The sequence below is a fragment of the Enterococcus lactis genome, from assembly GCF_015751045.1.
Lineage (GTDB): Bacteria > Bacillota > Bacilli > Lactobacillales > Enterococcaceae > Enterococcus_B > Enterococcus_B lactis.
The window spans coordinates 18775-36171 of record NZ_BNJW01000014.1; the positions used below are offsets into that span (position 1 = coordinate 18775).

A 17397-nucleotide genomic window follows, 5' to 3' on the forward strand; every position below is an offset into this window, starting at 1 on the left:
AGATGCTAAAAGCTTTTAAATTCCGTATGTATCCGACAGAAGAACAAAAACAGCAATTGATCCGTACTTTTGGCTGTGTTCGATTTACCTATAACCATTTGCTGAAAGAACGGCAGAAAAGTTGGCAACAAACAGGAGTGGCCGATTTTTCCCTCACGCCTGCTACGTTAAAAAAAGAATACCCATTCTTAAAAGAGGTAGACAGTCTTGCTTTAGCAAATGCACAGCTTAATTTGGACCGAGCTTTTCGCAATTATTTCAAGGGACGTGCCAGCTTTCCAAAGCTTAAAACGAAAAAAAGTATGTGGCAATCTTATACGACGAATAATCAAACCCATACGGTCTATCTGAAAAACGGTCATTTAAAATTACCAAAACAAAAAGAACTGATCAAGATAAACCAGCACCGTCCAGTCGAAGGCACGATTCGTTCCGCTACGATTTCTGCTCGATATAATGAAGAGTTCTATGTCGCACTACTTTGTGATGTTTCATCAATAAAAAAAGAATCTTCAGCTAAATGGATTGGGATTGCCTATCATCCAAAAACATTGATCGAAACATCGCAGCCCATAGAAGTAACTTTGCCAAAATTTGACCAGACAGAAGAAAAACTTCAGCATGCACAGCGGAAATTAAGCGTAAAAGTCCGCTCCGCTCACCATAGAAAGACCAGGTTAGATAAGGCAAGCAATTATCAGAAACAAAAGAGAAAAGTAATGGATCTTTATCTGAAACAAAAGAACCAACGAGAAGATTATCTTGAACAATTATCTGGGAAATTGGTCAAACAATATGACTACTTATTTGTAGAATCTTTTCCAAAAGAAGAGGCACATGCTGATTTTTCTATTCATGACTGGCATAAATTAATAACAAAATTGCGTTATAAGTCCCAATGGTATAATAAAAAATTTCTTTTGATCAATACCGACGGAGCAGAAGAAAGCAATTCTGTAAGAAAGAGCCAAGTGTTAGAACAACTAGGCAGGCATTCGGTCATCAAGGAATAAAAAATGAATGAAACTGACAGGAGCGTTAGGGTTCGCCTTGTTAATAAAAAGTCTGATTGACTTTTGTTTCTAGGAATTTTCTTTAGAAGAAAAGCTCACTAATTATGACAAACCAATAAAACAATAGCAGAAAAAATTCGTACGAGTTTTTTCTGCTATTGTTATTTTTTTATTCGAAGAATTTTACTGACACGCCAAAGTATAGAGCAAAAAACGCAAAACACAAAGAGCGGCTTTCCATTTTTCTTGAGTGTTTAGAACGGAGCCCTTTCTTCACAATCCTTACTCATGATGCCCCGGCTTGAGCTGATAGATTTTTGAAGGGCGACCGATTCCTACAGGACGTTCGCCAATCTCGTCGAAATATTGGAGCATAGCTTTCTTAAAATTGGAATGATCGATCGTTTTATAATCGATTCCTAAGAACTTTGCAAATACTTTTCGAGCTTCTGTAATCGTGAAATCTTTACCTAAAACTTGCAAAACTTGCGGTTCGTGTTCCATTTTATTGACTACACGGTTGAATGCTTTCAAAATGATTTGACTATGGTCAAAAGCTAAAGTATCTTTGCCAGAAGACTCTCCAGTGACTAAGTCAAGTGAGATAGCCACTTCTCCGCTCGATAAATTGATTTTGTTGCCGTGACGTTCCAATGTGAACCAGCGTACTTCTTTAGCATCATCTCCGGCGATCAGCGGTTCTTCTCCAATAAAAGCTAAGTAGCTGACTGTGACGACCCAACCTCGCGGATCTCGATTAGGCGTACTGAATGTATGCAGTTGTTCAATGTTTTCTTTAGAGATAACTACACCAGTTTCTTCTTTTGTTTCTCTTAAGACACTTTCTCCAGTTGACTCATCCTTTTGGACAAAACCACCAGGTAATGCCCATGAATTTCGATAAGGATGCCCTTTTCGTTGGATCAGCAATACTTTCAGCTGATCTTCTTCTTTGTTATAGCACATCAGTACGATATCGACAGTCAAAGAGGGCTTGTCATATTCTGGACGTTCCTGTTTTTGATACCAGTTAAGAAAATCTTCTTCACTTGCTTCATGTTCATAATATAATTTTTCTTCTTCTTTAGAAGCAAATCGGTTCATCAGACCACCTCCGTTGACATTAAAAGTACTTTTTACCTTATTGTAGCAGACTCTGAAAAAAAACCAAGGATTTACTTGGAAAATCCTTGGTTCTCCCTTAAATATGAAAAATAAATGGAAGTACTAGATTGAATAAAAAGAAAAGCAGATAAAACGGTAATACTTTATACCGCTCTTCACGAACGGCAAAGAAGCCGCAAATAACGATATATGCGTCAATGACAAAACGTAAAAGCCATGCGACTGTCATGAAACTGTTCAAATGCCCATGAAGGTTAAAATAACCATACATACGAATATAAAAATAGCTGAATATCAAATGTGCTAATGAAAGAAAAGCAATACTAAGTGTAAAAAAAAGATGTTTCTTCTGCATGATCGTTCCAGTCCCTTACTAAAATAGATAGTCTTTATTATACCACGAGTCAGAAGAGAAATAAAAAGCCGTCTCCAACTAAACATGAAACAAGATGAAAAATAGCATTTATTCCCTCTGTCCTTCCTTTTGAAGGAGGGATTCATCATAGAGAAGAAGTCATTTATCCAGACTTTTTCATTTTGAAAAAAAGCTAACAGCTTGCTTTTTTTATGGTATACTAGCAAGGAAACGAATTCGCATCATGCGATAAAGGAGGAAGAGCCCCGTGGCAGAAAAGGAAACTTTTTATATCACTACGCCAATCTATTATCCAAGCGGCAAACTTCATATCGGCAACTCATATACTACGATTGCATGTGACGCAATTGCTCGTTATAAACGGTTGATGGGCTTTGATGTGTTTTATCTCACTGGAGTGGATGAACATGGTCAAAAAATCGAAACAAAAGCAGAAGAATTAGGTGTAAAACCGCAAGAATACGTAGATAAAATGGCGGCTGATGTCAAAAAATTATGGAAAACGCTTGATATCAGTTATGACAAATTCATTCGTACGACAGATGATTACCATAAAGCAGCTGTTCAAAAAATATTTGATCGTTTATTAGAACAGGGAGACATTTACTTAGGTGAATATGAAGGCTGGTACTCTGTTTCTGACGAAGAATTCTTTACGGAAACACAACTTGCAGAAGTGTACAAAGATGATGAAGGCAATGTGATCGGCGGTAAAGCGCCAAGCGGACACGAAGTAGAATTGGTAAAAGAAGAATCTTACTTCTTCCGCATGAGCAAATACGCAGATCGTCTGTTGGAATACTATGAAGAACATCCTGAATTCATCCAACCAGAATCTCGTAAAAATGAAATGATCAACAACTTTATCAAACCAGGATTAGAAGATCTTGCAGTTTCAAGAACAACCTTTACTTGGGGGGTACCAGTCAAGAGTGATCCGAAACATGTGGTGTATGTATGGATCGATGCATTGTCCAATTACATCACTGCACTAGGCTACGGGTCCGAGGATGAAAGTCTATTCGAAAAATACTGGCCTGCAGATGTTCAGATGGTCGGTAAAGAAATCGTTCGCTTCCATACGATCTATTGGCCAATCATGCTGATGGCTCTTGATTTGCCTCTGCCTAAAAAAGTATTTGGTCATGGCTGGTTATTGATGAAAGATGGAAAAATGTCTAAATCAAAAGGAAATGTCGTTTATCCTGAAATGCTTGTGGAACGTTATGGTTTAGATGCACTCCGTTATTATTTGCTTCGTGCTGTGCCATTTGGGTCAGATGGCGTCTTTACGCCAGAAGATTTTGTTTCTCGTGTCAATTATGATCTGGCAAATGATCTAGGGAACTTATTGAATCGTACGATCGCTATGATCAACAAATATTGTGATGGTCTCGTTCCTGATTATGCCTCACTTGTCACTCCATTTGACAGTGAACTGTCTACGACGGCTGCTAACGTTGTCGGACGTTACCATGATGCAATGGAAAAAATGGAATTCAATACAGCGTTAGCTGAAATCTGGGTGCTGATTTCTCGTGCAAACAAATACATTGACGAAACAGAACCATGGGTATTAGCAAAAGATGAAGAAAAGAACGCTGAATTGAATAGTGTCATGATCCATTTAGCTGAATCCTTGCGTATCGCCGCAATTTTACTTCAACCGATCATGACAGAAACGCCAGAGAAGATCTTCAATCAACTAGGGTTGGACCCTGAAACGATGAATCTTGAAGGATTGCACTTTGGCGAATTCCCTTCAGGAACAAAAGTAGTTGCAAAAGGTACACCAATCTTCCCACGTTTGGATATGGAAGAAGAAGTTGCTTTTATCCAAGAAAAAATGTCTGAAGGTACTCAAACAAACGAAGATACAGTCAAATGGGATCCAGAAGAAACAGAACTTGTTTCAACGAAAGAAAAACAAATCAAATTTGATGTATTTGAAAAAGTTGAACTAAAAGTAGCAGAAGTCATCAACTGCCAAAAAGTAGAAGGGGCAGATAAGTTGTTGCAATTCCGACTAGATGCTGGAGACAGCCAAGATCGTCAAATTTTGTCAGGAATCGCTGAATTCTATCCTGATCCAAGCGAACTGATTGGGAAAAAAGTAGTGATCGTCGCAAATCTGAAACCACGAAAGATGCGTGGACAAATCAGTCAAGGAATGATCCTTTCCGCAGAAGCACCAGATGGCTCTTTACAAGTGATTGAAGCACCAAAATCCATGCCGAATGGCTCAGAGATCGCATAAAATCATAAGAAAAACTCGCAAGACAATGTTGCTTGCGAGTTTTTTTAATTCCTGTCAATTGCCCCAATGGTGATTATGGAAGCCAATCATATAATAAAGACACATATAACCATATAAAATGTATCCTAGAAAAAGAAGGACGAGCTTTACCCACCGATGGAATCTGCAGCTTCCTAAAAACAAAAGAAAAAGTGGCTGCGAATAGTTGAATAAAATATTTGTGATCCTTTCCTCTGTCTGCCAATTAAGAAAAAGGCTAATAGGCATCGTAAAGACAGAAAGAAGCAACATAATGATAAGTGGACGGGCGGTTTTTAATTGGTTCATCTGGGGTACTCCTTTTTATTTTATTGTCTCTTACATCCAAGGATTTTGAAAGCAATAATTTGTTGACATCTACTAATAGTATTTAAAATAAAGAAAACAATCATCGATTTTGACCTCGATGATTGTTTTCTTTATTTTGTAAAAATCCGATTATTTGATTTTATGGTAACCTTTTATTTTTGTCTTCAAACGGCTTGGTAAGAGCGCAGTAAGCAGTGCAAATGGAATCGAAAAGACATACCAGAAAATCGTTCTTCCAATACCATAACGCTGATACAGTTTCGTCAACATCACATGAAGCAAGATCAATCCTAAAAGCAAGGCACCAGCTGAAAACCAATGATTATTCCAATGCATGACTTCACGAAGTGCCATCACTCCGAAGGGATAAAAATAAAAATAGATCCCTACTAAGGTCATCCGCCAGTTCTTTGTAAATGTTCCGATGTTCAATAAAAAGAAAATCGCTGAAAGCAAAATACCGATAGGTGGGAATAGCCCCACTAGAAAGGAATACAACATCCCCCACAAAATCATCACGGGACCTTTGATCAATGCAACGATTGCGATGAACACAGTCAGCAATATCAATTTTTGTGATAACGTCGCAATGGTCAATAATCCAAATAAAATCAACGTGAACCAATGCCAACGGGACTGCTGCTGTTCTTTACGAGAAAAATCGATTCGGTTGGATAAATAATCTGCTAATTTCGGATAAGAACGCTTAAAATCCATAAACTGTTCCTCCTTCGTGGAAAAGGTAGGTTTAGTATACGCAAAATAAAGAGGAAATACATCCGTCTTAAGAGGGAGTTTTTCATTGAAAGTTGAGAAAAAAGAATGGTAAATTAAAATATTCTCAGTTATACTGAAAATTATACCAAATTTCAAAGAAGAAAGAGGATGGGAATGAAAGGCAAACTAAAACGAGAAATCAATCTGTTTGGCGCATTAGCTACCGTTATGGGAACCGTGATCGGCGCAGGGGTCTTCTTTAAAACCGCTGCTGTTACTGCAAGCACACAGTCTACAAGTTTGACATTACTAGCTTGGCTTTTGGGTGGTTTCTTAACGATCTGTGCTGGATTGACAGTGGCTGAATTAGCTACAGCGATCCCAGAAACTGGTGGAGCTGTCAAATATATTGAAGCAGCTTATGGAAAGCTGCCTAGCTTTTTATTAGGATGGGCGCAAAGCTTGATTTATTTCCCTGCTAATATTGCTGCATTATCGATTATCTTTGCGACACAATTGACGAACTTATTACAATTATCTACCGACTACCTTTTGTTGATTGCAGTGATTACCGCTGTTTCTGTGACAGGATTGAATTTATTAGGAACAAAAGTCGGTGCGTCTGTACAATCAGTGACGCTGATTGTTAAATTGATACCAATTGCCGTGATTGTCGTATGGGGATTATTGACACCAGGACAAGGAACTGTCCAGCTATTTCCAATCGAAGCTGGAAAAGAGGTTACTTTTGTCGAAGGCTTGAGCAGTGCGTTGCTAGCAACATTGTTTGCTTATGACGGCTGGTTAGGCGTCGGCGCAATGGCTGGTGAAATGAAACGGCCGGAAAAAGATTTGCCTAAAGCGATTATACTTGGGCTGAGTTTTGTCACTGTCGTTTATTTATTGATCAATTTTGTTTTCTTGAAAACTCTGCCGATTGATCATCTTGCCGGTAATTTGAACGCAGCTTCTGAAGCATCAGACGTCATTTTTGGAGAAATCGGCGGAAAACTGGTCACTATTGGGATTTTGATTTCGGTATACGGGGCATTGAATGGGTATACCTTAACTGGGATTCGTGTGCCTTATGCGATGGCTTTGGAAGACGAGCTACCTTTCAGCAAACAGCTGACAAAGCTTTCAAAGAAATTTACGGTACCTTATGTTCCTGCGATTTTCCAGTTAGCAGTAGCTTGTATTATGATGAGCCTTGGTTCTTTCGACTTTTTAACCGACATGTTGATTTTTGTGATGTGGCTATTCAGTTTACTGATTTTTATCGGTGTCTTTATTTTAAGAAAAAAAGCGCCGAAATTGCCACGCCCATATAAAGTACCGCTTTATCCAATCGTTCCGATTATTGCGATTCTCGGTGCTATTTTCATTTTAGGTATGACGATGATGACGCAAACGAAATTAGCATTGATCGGTATAGGTGTTACCTTGATTGGTATCCCAGTCTATTATCAAAAAAAGAAAAAACGCTCAGAAGAGTAAAATATTTCAACAACAGATAGAAAAAGTACGAACTAAGTCCTCTGGATCTTCGTGCTTTTTCTGTTTCAACAAAACAAGTTCTTCTATTTTGATTTTTGCTACTTCTGCAAGCAGTGCTAATGTGCTAAAGTAAGAATGAAAAGGAGCGATAAACATGATATTTGATTCTCATACCCATTTAAATGCGGAACAGTTCAATGAAGATATTCCAGAAACGATTCAGCGAGCACAAGAAATGGGGGTAACGAAAATGGCGGTCGTGGGCTTCGATACGCCAACGATTGAAAAGTCTTTGCAATTAAGCCATGACTATCCAAATATATACAGTATTATCGGTTGGCATCCGACAGAGGCTGGCAGTTATACGAAAGAAATCGAAAATAAATTACAAGAACAATTGACTTTACCAAAGGTTGTAGCATTAGGGGAAATTGGCTTGGATTATCATTGGATGGAAGACCCGAAAGAAGTCCAAGATAAAGTATTTCGCAGACAGATTGCTATCGCAAAAGAAATGAACCTTCCAATCAGTATCCATACTAGAGAAGCACTTGAAGACACGTATCAAATCCTAAAAGAAGAAGATGTTCGAGATATCGGTGGAATCATGCATAGTTTCAGCGGTGATTATGAATGGGCAAAACGATTTCTTGATTTAGGGATGCATATTTCATTTAGCGGTGTCGTCACTTTCAAAAAAGCATTAGACGTCCAAGAGGCTGCAACAAATGTACCAATCGAACGATTACTTGTGGAAACAGATGCCCCTTATTTGGCACCAGTTCCTTTTAGAGGAAAGCGAAATGAACCAGGCTATACTCGTTATACAGTAGAAAAGATTGCTGAACTTCGGAATCTGCCAACAGAAGAAGTGGCTGCCCAAACATGGTCAAATGCGCACCGATTATTTGGTCTAAGCGAACATGGATAAGATGAGGATCCAAGAGATTATAGTCGTTGAAGGAAAAGACGATACAAGAAGGCTACGGGAAGTAGTTGATGCAGATACGATAGAAACGATCGGTTCTGCTATCAATGAAGATATCCTGATGCAAATTGAACATGCCCAAGAGACACGAGGGGTGATCGTTTTTACCGATCCTGATTTTTCAGGAGAAAAAATAAGAAAAATCATTATGGAAGCTGTTCCTCAGGCAAAACATGCTTTTTTGCCGCGTACACAAGCTAAACCAAAGAAAAAGGGAAGTCTTGGTGTTGAACATGCAAGTGATGCTGCTATTTTAGAAGCATTGAAAAAAGTTGTGACGCCAGACATTTCCCAAATGGCTGTTTCTGAAATCACTAGACAAGACCTTTTAGACTATGGTTTAATAGCTGGAGCACAAGCAAAAGAAAAACGAGAAAAACTAGGTGATGAGTTGCGTATCGGTTATACGAACGGCAAACAATTGGAAAAACGTTTGAAGATGTTTCGTATCACGCCGAAAGAGCTCGCACAAGCAATGAAAATAGTGGAGGAACAACATGAGTGAATATCGTGAAATCGCGACACCCTCTAGAACAAAAGAGATTTTATTGAAACATGGTTTTTCATTTAAAAAAAGTTTAGGACAAAATTTTCTCACTGAACCAAATATTTTAAGAAAAATCGTAGAAACTGCGCAAATAGATGAACGAACGAACGTGATCGAAGTTGGGCCAGGAATCGGCGCATTGACAGAACAATTAGCGATGCATGCAAAGCAAGTCGTAGCATTTGAGATTGATGATCGTTTGATCCCTGTATTGGCTGATACGATGCAACCCTATGACAATGTGACCATCATACATCAAGATATTCTGAAGACGGATTTATCAACAGCCGTAAGAGAAACATTTCAAGAAGAGCTTCCGTTAAAAGTCGTGGCGAATTTACCTTATTATATTACGACGCCCATCATGATGCATTTTCTTGAATCGGATTTGGTCGTAGATGAATTAGTCGTCATGATGCAAAAAGAAGTAGCTGATCGAATCTCTGCTGAACCAGGAACGAAAGCTTACGGTTCATTATCGATTGCTGTTCAATATTATATGGAAGCCAGTTTAGCCTTCATCGTACCAAAAACAGTATTTGTCCCTCAGCCAAATGTAGATTCAGCGATTTTGAAACTGACAAGAAGAGATACACCGGCAGTAGAAGTGACGGACGAAAAAGCATTTTTCCGATTGACAAAAGCTGCATTTCAGCAAAGAAGAAAAACGCTTTGGAATAATTTGCAGCATTCGTATGGCAAAGATGATCAGACAAAAGCATGGTTAGCAAAAAGCTTGGAAACGGCTGGAATCGATCCAAAACGTCGTGGAGAGACGTTGTCATTACAAGAATTTGCCGCATTAAGCAATGCGATGTCAGAAAATAAGCAGTAAAAAAAGAGGTTGTGAGCCTGCCGTTTAACTCTGAGGCACAAGGAGCAATTTCAAAAAACAGCTTCTCCTATTTTTGATTTGGTTGGTCTTATTTCCGCAAAGGCAAGCTTTTGATTCCCATTATGAACAAGGAGATGTGACACAAATTTTGTCACATCTCCTATTTTTGTCTCTTGATCAAAAAATTCTTATACTGGATACTCACACTCATTTTGTATGGATTTAGAAAAGAATATGTGTCTTGACAGTTATTGATAAGTGAGTTATACTAAGTCGACATTTATGTGTCAAGACATATTAGGAGAGGGAAAAAATGAGAAAAAATTCAGTTCGAAAACTAACGATTTCTGCTTTATTGATTGGGATGGGGGTCATTATCCCAATGGTTATGCCTAAAATCATGATCCCACCTGCTTCTTTTACATTAGCGTCTCATGTGCCATTATTTATTGCGATGTTTTTTACACCAGGAGTTGCAGTGGCTGTTGCACTAGGTACGACATTCGGTTTCTTTTTGACAACGCCAGTTATCATTGCATTGCGCGCATTGTCACATCTTGTATTTGCATTGATCGGGGCATGGTACTTGCAAAAGCATCCTAGTATCGTTTTAAAGAATGGACAGTTTACTTTTACTAATTGGCGTTTCCAAGGGTTCAATTTTGTGATAGGTGTGATTCATTCTTTAGTAGAAATGCTAGTAGTCAGCATCTTTTACTTCATCGGTAATATGCCTGACACGTATTACTCTCAAGGATATTTTTATACAGTGTTCATCTTGATGGGAATTGGTGGACTCATCCACAGTTTGGTTGATTATAATATTGCTTATTTTATAGCAGGAACACTCAGCAAATACTTTGATATCCCGGTATTTACGGCAGCAAAAAAAGGAAATCGGAAAGAATCGATTCAAGGGTACGCGAAGAAAACGACATACTAATGATCTATCAAAGAAAAACTCTCATCTGCTAACGGATAATAAATCCGCTAAGATGAGCGTTTTTTGTCCTAAAAAGAGCTACACCACTATTTTCTGGCGTAGCTCTGAAGGGGGCAGATTAGGGAAGTTTGATGACTTGTTCGGTTTCTTTATCAAAGAAGTGCCCTTTATTGATGTTGAAGGCAAGGTCAACCATTTCACCTGGTTTATGGAAATCTCTTGCATCTACTTTTGAGATGAACTCAGTAGAACCAGTTTTTGTGTAAAGCATCGTTTCAGCACCAAGTAATTCGGAAACGACAACTTCTGATTTCACTACGGCTTCAGGTGAAGCTTCAAGGGCTACTTGTTCACTGTGGATGTCTTCTGGACGAATGCCGAAGATGACTTCTTTTCCTTCATAACCTTTTTCGACTAATACTTTGTTTTTCCCTTCAGGAATACGAAGCTTAAGCCCATGTCCATCTGTGATGACACCGTTTTTCAATGTCACATTAAAGAAGTTCATGGCAGGAGATCCAATAAAGCCGGCAACGAACATATTGACTGGTGTATCATAAACTTCTTTCGGTGTACCGATTTGCTGGATAAATCCGTCTTTCATGATAACGATTCGGTCAGCCATAGTCATCGCTTCTGTCTGATCATGAGTAACATAGATCGTCGTTGTTTCAAGACGTTGGTGAAGTTTGGCAATTTCAGCACGCATGGCTACACGTAATTTAGCATCTAAGTTTGACAATGGTTCATCCATCAAGAAGACTTTGGCATCCCGAACGATTGCACGTCCTAATGCTACACGTTGTCTTTGTCCACCAGATAAAGCAGCTGGTTTTCGTTTCAAGTATTCTGTCAGTCCGAGGATCTCTGCTGCATTGTCCACACGCTTTTTAATGTCTGCTTTATCATATTTACGTAATTTCAAACCAAAAGCCATATTATCATAAACAGTCATGTGAGGATACAATGCATAGTTTTGGAAAACCATGGCAATATCACGGTCTTTAGGTGCCACGTCATTCATGACTTTTCCGCCAATATTTAGTTCTCCTTCAGAGATATCTTCCAGTCCCGCAATCATTCGCAAAGTAGTTGACTTTCCACAACCGGAAGGACCAACAAAAACGATAAATTCACGATCTTTGATTGATAGATTAAAATCAGTCACAGAATAATTTTCTGCATTATCATATTTTTTATATACGTTTTTCAGAGCCATTTCTACCATAATACGTTCCACACTTTCTTTTTTAGTTTTATTAACTGATTAAAGTATAAATGAAAGCGTTAACTAAGTTCAATGTCATGTTGAACAAGAATTTTTTCTTTTTTTTGTCAATGTGCTAGTTTTAAGCTTCAATAAATATCCATAAGAAATAAAAACTGATACACTGGAGTAAATAAGTATGTTAACCATATCAAAAGGAGTGTCTCTTATGAAAATCGCTTTAATCGCTCATGACCGAAAAAAACCTATGATGGTGAAATTAGCAACAGCGTATAAAACAATATTGGAAAAACATGAACTTTTTGCTACTGGGACGACTGGACAACGGATCACGGAAGCGACCGGCTTGCCCATTCATCGGTTTAAATCCGGACCGTTAGGCGGAGATCAGCAAATTGGAGCAATGATCTCGGAGGACCAGTTAGATTTGGTGATTTTTCTTCGAGACCCCCTAGCTGCACAGCCGCATGAACCAGATGTAACAGCACTTATCCGTTTGTCTGATGTTTATGAGATTCCGTTGGCTACGAATATCGGAACAGCTGAGGTGCTGCTAAGAGGACTGGAAGCCGGCTTCCTAGATTTTCGAAGAATCGTCCATGAAATAGACAAACGTCCACTTTCATTTTGATGAATAAGTGTATGGAAAAATAACGTTTAATGTTCGCTTATATGTAGCTATAAAAGCTAAACGAACTGAGAATATGCGATATAATACGAACGTATTGTATAATATAACCAATAATATTAGTTTTTCGTGTTTGCAGTAAATGTGAAAATATGCTATAGTTTCTGTGGGAAAAGATCCCAAAAATAATACAGAGTAGAAAATAAAGCGTTAAGTGCTAAGAGGATGGGATGTTGCCTCTTGGACGAAGGACGTAATGTTCGCGGTTTTATTTTCGCATTCGCTGCATGATAAGATGTAGCAGCTCTTAAAGGAGATGCTAAAAATGAAGAAACACCGGTTAGACGCACGTATGATTGCTATTATGGGCTTACTGATTGCATTGATGGTCACGTTGTCCCGTCTGGTAGCAATCGAGACCCCATTTATTAAAATCAGTGTCACATTTATTCCACAAGTGATCATGGGCATTCTTTTTGGTCCTTTTTGGTCAGGGATAGGCGCAGTTTTAGCTGATTTAGTAGGAATGGCTCTCTTCTCGAAATCTGCATTTTTTATTGGATTTACATTGAATGCATTTATTGAAGGAGCAATCTACGGATTCTTTTTCTATCGAAAAGAAATCACTTGGAAAAATGCCATTTTGGCTACGCTTAGTGTCACGCTGATCATAAACTTATTTTTGACACCATTATGGCTTGCGTTGATGTACCATGTGCCATTGTTCAGCTGGGTCGTTTGGGCGCCCCGCCTGTTAAAAACAGTGATATGGTTACCGATTCAATCAATTGCCATTTATTACGTAGGGCGTAGTGTTCCTTACAAAAAAATTTTAAGAACTTTAGCGATCCACGCTAAATAAAAAACAAGCAGTCTTCCCATCCCAGAAGACTGCTTGTTTTTATTGTGCTGTGAATTGTGCTTGATAGAGCCGTCGGTAATAACCATCTTTGTGAAGCAACTCATCATGGGTGCCCATTTCGACAATGGCTCCCTGATCCATCACTAATATCTGGTCCGCATTTTTGATTGTGGACAGGCGATGGGCAATAACAAAACTGGTTTTTCCCTCCATCATTGCTAAGAAAGCTTGTTGGATTTTTTTCTCTGTCAATGTATCGACTGAGCTGGTAGCTTCATCTAAGATCAACATAGGCGGATTACTGATCATCGTTCGAGCAATCGTCAACAGTTGGCGTTGGCCATCTGATATCTTTAACCCTTGACCGCCAATCTTAGTATCTAATTTTTCCGGCAAACGTTCAACAAATTCATACATATAAGAGGCTTTTAGGGCATCGTTGATTTCTACGTCACTTGCTTCCGGATTCCCAAAACGAAGATTTTCTCGCAATGTACTGTCAAATAGCCAAGTATCTTGTAACACCATTCCAAAACTTTTACGTAATGTATCACGTTGGATAGAGCGGATGTCATGGTCATCGATTGTAATCGTTCCTTTTGTTGTGTCATAAAAACGCATCAGCAAATTAACAAGTGTGGATTTTCCGGCCCCTGTTTTTCCTACTATAGCAATGGTTTGACCTGGATAAGCAGTAAAATTGAAATCTTCGATCAAACGCTGTTTGGGGTCATAAGAAAAAGAAACATGATCAAAAGAGACTTTTCCTTTGATATTTTTGGGTTCCAAGGCATAGGCATCTGGCAAATCAGGCGTTTCTTCTGGTTGATCGATCAAATCAAATGCTCGTTCTAGACCAGAAAAAGCGGTTTGCAGTTGTGTCGTGATTCCAGAAAGTTCGATAAATGGTTTAGAAAACTGACTTGAGTAGATCGTAAAACTGGAAATCACACCAACAGTGATTGACGAACCACTCTTCAATGCCAATAGGCCGCCAACTAAACCAATCGATAAATAAGCAAGGTGATCTACAAAACGAGAAGACGGGTTTGTCAAAGAAGAAGAAAATTGTGCCCGTTGTCCTTTTTGATATAGATCAGCATTAAGCAGTTCAAATTGTTGTTGACTAGCTTCTTCTTGCTGAAAAGCTTTCACGATTTTCTGATTACCGATTCGTTCGGTCACAAAGCCCGAGATCTCCCCAATGATTCTTTGCTGTCTATCGAAATTTGTTTGCGAAGCACGAGCAACGATCCAACTCACAAGGAAAATAATCGGTGTGGAACAAAGAACGACCAATGTCAGAAGTGGACTTAGACGCATCATAAAAATAAACGAAAGAAGGATGATCGCAACTCCGGAAAACAATTGATTGAAGGCAGCAGAAATCGCAATAGAAATGTTGTCCATATCATTTGTAAATCGACTGACGATATTTCCATGAGAATTTTGATCATAATAACGAAGTGGCAATCGATTTAAATGGGCAAAAGCATCTTTTCTTAATGTTGCAACGGACAAGTAAGCTAACCGATTGCTTAATACTTGGATGAGCCATTGACTGACTACGTTGATCAAAACGATCCCACCGAACAGAATCAGTAAATGGAATAGTCGATTGAAGCGAACTTGTCCTTCTCCGATCATTTGATCGATACTTTGGCCAATTTGTAACGTCATCACAACTGTTGCGATCCCGTTGATGATCCCTAGTAATACAGCTAGCCAAATGTCTTTCGCATAAGCAGTAAGATAAGGGATGAAGCGACGGAGTGTCTGCAAGGATAATTTTTTTACTTTCATAACTATTCTTCCTCCTGTGATGCGACGATTTCCTGATATTCCGCTGATTGAGCAAGTAATTCTTCATGCGTACCTTGAGCAGCGATCTTTCCTTGATCCATCACTAAGATGTGGTGTGCTTCTTGAATGGAGCGGACACGTTGGGAGATAATGATCACTGTACTGCCAAGATAAGTCTGCAGCGCCTTACGCAAATCCAAGTCAGTCTGATAATCCAACGCACTCAAAGAGTCATCTAAAATCAGTAATTCTGGCTTGGCAATCAAAGCTCTTGCAATCGTTAGTCGCTGTTTTTGACCGCCGGAGAAATTTTTTCCGTTTTCCATGACTTTTGTATCTAAACCATTTGGAAGCTGACGTACAAATTCTTCTGCCTGAGCGATTTTCAGGGCTTCCCAACACTCATCTTCTGTGGCATCTTGCTTACCCCATTGAAGGTTTTCACGAATAGTCCCAGTAAATAACACGGAAGTTTGGGGAACAAGGGTGATTTGCTGACGAAGATGATCCAGCTGCCAAGAACGAACGTCCATTCCATCCATTATGACTGTACCGGAACTGACATCATAGAAGCGCGGAATCAATTGAGTCAAAGTCGTTTTCCCGCTTCCCGTTGGACCAATGATTCCAAGCACCGTATTTCGCTTCAGCTGAAATGTAATCCCTTGAAGAGAAAGCCCAGAATCAGGAGTATAACGGAAGTCAACGTGATCAAAAGCGAGAATCGATTCAGAAGAAAAATCGGGAGTAGTACTGATCTCGGCTTCAAGAATCGAATTCTCTGTGTCTAGAACCTCTTTTACTCGATTACCTGAAGCTTCGGCACGTGTGAAGATCACGACGAGGTTTGAAACAACGATCAGTGCCAAAAGCATTTGATTCATATAATTGATCAAAGCAAGAACTTGTCCTTGTTCCAAACTACCAATGTTTACTTTGATCCCGCCGACTGTTAGCAAACAAATGATTCCGACATTCATGATCAAGGTCGTAGCAGGTGATAAAAGGGCAGAGATATTGGAAACACGTAAATAATTGTTCGCTAGATCATTTGTGCTTTTATCAAACTTTTCTGTTTCTTTTTTTGTCTGTGCAAATGCACGTATGACACGAACGCCGCTAAGATTCTGGCTGACGTGTTCATTGAGCTGGTCTAGTTTTTCTTGCACTTTTTGATAGAGAGGAACAGTTTTTCTGATGATAAAAAATAAGATGATGGAGAAAATAGGCAATAATGCTAAGAAAAACAGACCTACTTCCCAGTCGATCACAAAAGCCATGACTACTGAACCGATGCTTAAAAATGGTGCTCTAATCAATAAACGAATGACCATTGCTAAAGCTAGTTGAAGCTGATTGATGTCGTTTGTCATTCGAGTGATCAAGGTATCTGTTCCAAAATGATTCAACTCGTTGTGAGAGAAAGTATTGATTTTTTTGATCAGCTGATTTCGCAACTCTGTACCAAATCCTTGTGAAGCTACTGAAGCGTAGTATTGGCAAATGATAGCACAAATCAGACCAATCACAGACATAGCGACCATCCATAAGCCCATTTCAATGATTTTTCCTCGGTCATTCATTTTTAGTCCATTATCGATCAAGGAAGCCATCATTAAAGGTAGGACAAGTTCGAAGACAGCCTCAAGAAACTTGAAGAACGGACCCAAAATGATTTGCTTACGATAATCTTTTGCATAACGTAATAACTGAATCATATGATTCCTCCTATTATTTATTTGTCTACAGTTGAAAAAACAAGTACTACCACATTGTAGCTTAGGAAATTTAGAATGAAAAGAGAACAAGCCTTTTCATAAATGAAAGTTTTATTATGAAGAGATTTTAGAGATTGAATAGAATATTTTTTAGAAAAAAAGAAAGAGAACGGGAAATTCATCCCGGTCTCTTCATTCCTCCAAACGTCTATTTTGTCCGATTTTTTATAAATGAATCGTGTGCAAAAGGTGGATCAGGTACAGAATCATCAATGGAGCGCTATTTATTTTTTGAAAATAAAAAAGTAGTGATTCCATGATTTATGTAAAAAACAGCGAGTATAAAGCAAATGATCTTAATAATAAAGAGAATCTCATAAAATGGAGAGGGCGAAGCTTCATTTTCCATAAAAACCATCGTTATTTTTGGCGAAAAAATTAAAAGTAAGGATGTTATTAAATCTAATAAAAGCTCTGTTTTCATAGTTTATTTTCCTTTTTCAAAAGTTGTT

Annotated in this window: 16 protein-coding genes and 1 riboswitch; of the genes, 9 read left to right on the top strand and 7 right to left on the bottom strand. The window is 38.7% G+C overall.

The annotated features are described in order from the left end of the window. Positions 1 to 2: 2 nt before the first annotated feature. Positions 3 to 1013, top strand: coding sequence for an RNA-guided endonuclease TnpB family protein (locus tag KFO35_RS08650; protein WP_002293578.1), 1011 nt, complete (start codon positions 3 to 5; stop codon positions 1011 to 1013). Between the two features lie 282 nt (positions 1014 to 1295). On the opposite strand, the gene KFO35_RS08655 is transcribed toward KFO35_RS08650, so the two are convergent. Together KFO35_RS08655 and KFO35_RS08660 are read right to left on the bottom strand one after the other, a co-directional pair. After that, the gene (locus tag KFO35_RS08655; RefSeq protein ID WP_002293580.1) at positions 1296 to 2117 is read right to left on the bottom strand and encodes an NUDIX domain-containing protein; all 822 of its coding nucleotides are present in this window, start codon (positions 2115 to 2117) and stop codon (positions 1296 to 1298) included. A gap of 97 nt (positions 2118 to 2214) precedes the next feature. Further along, positions 2215 to 2493: a hypothetical protein gene (locus KFO35_RS08660; RefSeq protein WP_002293582.1), complete on the bottom strand. Its 279-nt coding sequence runs from the start codon at positions 2491 to 2493 to the stop codon at positions 2215 to 2217. 268 nt (positions 2494 to 2761) lie between these two features. Between KFO35_RS08660 and metG the strand changes: the two genes are divergently transcribed. Next, positions 2762 to 4771 carry a methionine--tRNA ligase gene (metG, locus tag KFO35_RS08665; RefSeq protein ID WP_002315756.1) on the top strand — a complete coding sequence of 670 codons (2010 nt, stop codon included), beginning with the start codon at positions 2762 to 2764 and terminating at the stop codon, positions 4769 to 4771. A 54-nt stretch (positions 4772 to 4825) separates the two neighbouring features. On the opposite strand, the gene KFO35_RS08670 is transcribed toward metG, so the two are convergent. Next, positions 4826 to 5098, bottom strand: a complete 273-nt coding sequence (locus KFO35_RS08670; protein WP_156271982.1) for a hypothetical protein — start codon at positions 5096 to 5098, stop codon at positions 4826 to 4828. 150 nt (positions 5099 to 5248) lie between these two features. Continuing rightward, positions 5249 to 5836 (bottom strand): hypothetical protein, encoded by a 588-nt coding sequence (locus KFO35_RS08675; protein WP_002315757.1) that lies wholly within the window; start codon positions 5834 to 5836, stop codon positions 5249 to 5251. Positions 5837 to 6010: 174 nt separating this feature from the next. Here KFO35_RS08675 and KFO35_RS08680 point away from each other — a divergent pair, with 174 nt between their 5' ends. From KFO35_RS08680 to KFO35_RS08700, 5 genes are all read left to right on the top strand, one after another. Next, positions 6011 to 7333: an APC family permease gene (locus tag KFO35_RS08680; protein WP_025477323.1), complete on the top strand. Its 1323-nt coding sequence runs from the start codon at positions 6011 to 6013 to the stop codon at positions 7331 to 7333. A 154-nt stretch (positions 7334 to 7487) separates the two neighbouring features. Further along, on the top strand, positions 7488 to 8264 hold the full coding sequence (locus tag KFO35_RS08685) for a TatD family hydrolase (RefSeq protein ID WP_002315759.1): 777 nt from the start codon (positions 7488 to 7490) through the stop codon (positions 8262 to 8264). Continuing rightward, entirely contained in the window at positions 8257 to 8826 is a 570-nt protein-coding gene (gene rnmV / locus KFO35_RS08690; RefSeq protein WP_156271984.1) for a ribonuclease M5, read from the top strand. The genes KFO35_RS08685 and rnmV overlap by 8 nt, the downstream gene beginning before the upstream one ends. Continuing rightward, the gene (gene rsmA / locus KFO35_RS08695; RefSeq protein WP_002315761.1) at positions 8819 to 9703 is read left to right on the top strand and encodes a 16S rRNA (adenine(1518)-N(6)/adenine(1519)-N(6))-dimethyltransferase RsmA; all 885 of its coding nucleotides are present in this window, start codon (positions 8819 to 8821) and stop codon (positions 9701 to 9703) included. Before rnmV ends, rsmA begins: the two co-directional genes overlap by 8 nt. Positions 9704 to 10016: 313 nt before the next feature. Further along, positions 10017 to 10646 carry a hypothetical protein gene (locus KFO35_RS08700; protein WP_002291071.1) on the top strand — a complete coding sequence of 210 codons (630 nt, stop codon included), beginning with the start codon at positions 10017 to 10019 and terminating at the stop codon, positions 10644 to 10646. A 118-nt stretch (positions 10647 to 10764) separates the two neighbouring features. Here KFO35_RS08700 and KFO35_RS08705 read toward each other — a convergent pair whose 3' ends face one another. Further along, positions 10765 to 11874, bottom strand: a complete 1110-nt coding sequence (locus tag KFO35_RS08705; protein ID WP_002291070.1) for an ABC transporter ATP-binding protein — start codon at positions 11872 to 11874, stop codon at positions 10765 to 10767. 208 nt (positions 11875 to 12082) lie between these two features. On the opposite strand from KFO35_RS08705, the gene mgsA reads away from it, so the two are divergent. Beyond that, positions 12083 to 12505 carry a methylglyoxal synthase gene (gene mgsA, locus KFO35_RS08710; protein ID WP_002291069.1) on the top strand — a complete coding sequence of 141 codons (423 nt, stop codon included), beginning with the start codon at positions 12083 to 12085 and terminating at the stop codon, positions 12503 to 12505. 186 nt (positions 12506 to 12691) lie between these two features. After that, a riboswitch (THF riboswitch) is annotated at positions 12692 to 12790 on the top strand. 37 nt (positions 12791 to 12827) lie between these two features. Then, positions 12828 to 13364: a folate family ECF transporter S component gene (locus tag KFO35_RS08715; RefSeq protein WP_002315762.1), complete on the top strand. Its 537-nt coding sequence runs from the start codon at positions 12828 to 12830 to the stop codon at positions 13362 to 13364. A gap of 39 nt (positions 13365 to 13403) precedes the next feature. Here KFO35_RS08715 and KFO35_RS08720 read toward each other — a convergent pair whose 3' ends face one another. Further along, positions 13404 to 15167: an ABC transporter ATP-binding protein gene (locus KFO35_RS08720; RefSeq protein WP_002315763.1), complete on the bottom strand. Its 1764-nt coding sequence runs from the start codon at positions 15165 to 15167 to the stop codon at positions 13404 to 13406. Positions 15168 to 15169: 2 nt separating this feature from the next. Then, positions 15170 to 16885 carry an ABC transporter ATP-binding protein gene (locus tag KFO35_RS08725; RefSeq protein WP_156271986.1) on the bottom strand — a complete coding sequence of 572 codons (1716 nt, stop codon included), beginning with the start codon at positions 16883 to 16885 and terminating at the stop codon, positions 15170 to 15172. Between the last annotated feature and the right edge of the window lie 512 nt (positions 16886 to 17397).

Excerpts from the sequence above, each read along its gene's own strand:
- KFO35_RS08685 (WP_002315759.1), top strand. The coding sequence starts at position 7,488 with ATGATATTTGATTCTCATACCCATTTAAATGCGGAACAGTTCAATGAA.
- KFO35_RS08670 (WP_156271982.1), bottom strand. The coding sequence starts at position 5,098 with ATGAACCAATTAAAAACCGCCCGTCCACTTATCATTATGTTGCTTCTT.
- KFO35_RS08675 (WP_002315757.1), bottom strand. The coding sequence starts at position 5,836 with ATGGATTTTAAGCGTTCTTATCCGAAATTAGCAGATTATTTATCCAAC.
- KFO35_RS08680 (WP_025477323.1), top strand. The coding sequence starts at position 6,011 with ATGAAAGGCAAACTAAAACGAGAAATCAATCTGTTTGGCGCATTAGCT.
- KFO35_RS08725 (WP_156271986.1), bottom strand. The coding sequence starts at position 16,885 with ATGATTCAGTTATTACGTTATGCAAAAGATTATCGTAAGCAAATCATT.
- KFO35_RS08720 (WP_002315763.1), bottom strand. The coding sequence starts at position 15,167 with ATGAAAGTAAAAAAATTATCCTTGCAGACACTCCGTCGCTTCATCCCT.
- KFO35_RS08700 (WP_002291071.1), top strand. The coding sequence starts at position 10,017 with ATGAGAAAAAATTCAGTTCGAAAACTAACGATTTCTGCTTTATTGATT.
- KFO35_RS08705 (WP_002291070.1), bottom strand. The coding sequence starts at position 11,874 with ATGGTAGAAATGGCTCTGAAAAACGTATATAAAAAATATGATAATGCA.
- KFO35_RS08715 (WP_002315762.1), top strand. The coding sequence starts at position 12,828 with ATGAAGAAACACCGGTTAGACGCACGTATGATTGCTATTATGGGCTTA.
- KFO35_RS08650 (WP_002293578.1), top strand. The coding sequence starts at position 3 with ATGCTAAAAGCTTTTAAATTCCGTATGTATCCGACAGAAGAACAAAAA.
- KFO35_RS08655 (WP_002293580.1), bottom strand. The coding sequence starts at position 2,117 with ATGAACCGATTTGCTTCTAAAGAAGAAGAAAAATTATATTATGAACAT.
- rnmV (WP_156271984.1), top strand. The coding sequence starts at position 8,257 with ATGGATAAGATGAGGATCCAAGAGATTATAGTCGTTGAAGGAAAAGAC.
- KFO35_RS08660 (WP_002293582.1), bottom strand. The coding sequence starts at position 2,493 with ATGCAGAAGAAACATCTTTTTTTTACACTTAGTATTGCTTTTCTTTCA.
- mgsA (WP_002291069.1), top strand. The coding sequence starts at position 12,083 with ATGAAAATCGCTTTAATCGCTCATGACCGAAAAAAACCTATGATGGTG.
- rsmA (WP_002315761.1), top strand. The coding sequence starts at position 8,819 with ATGAGTGAATATCGTGAAATCGCGACACCCTCTAGAACAAAAGAGATT.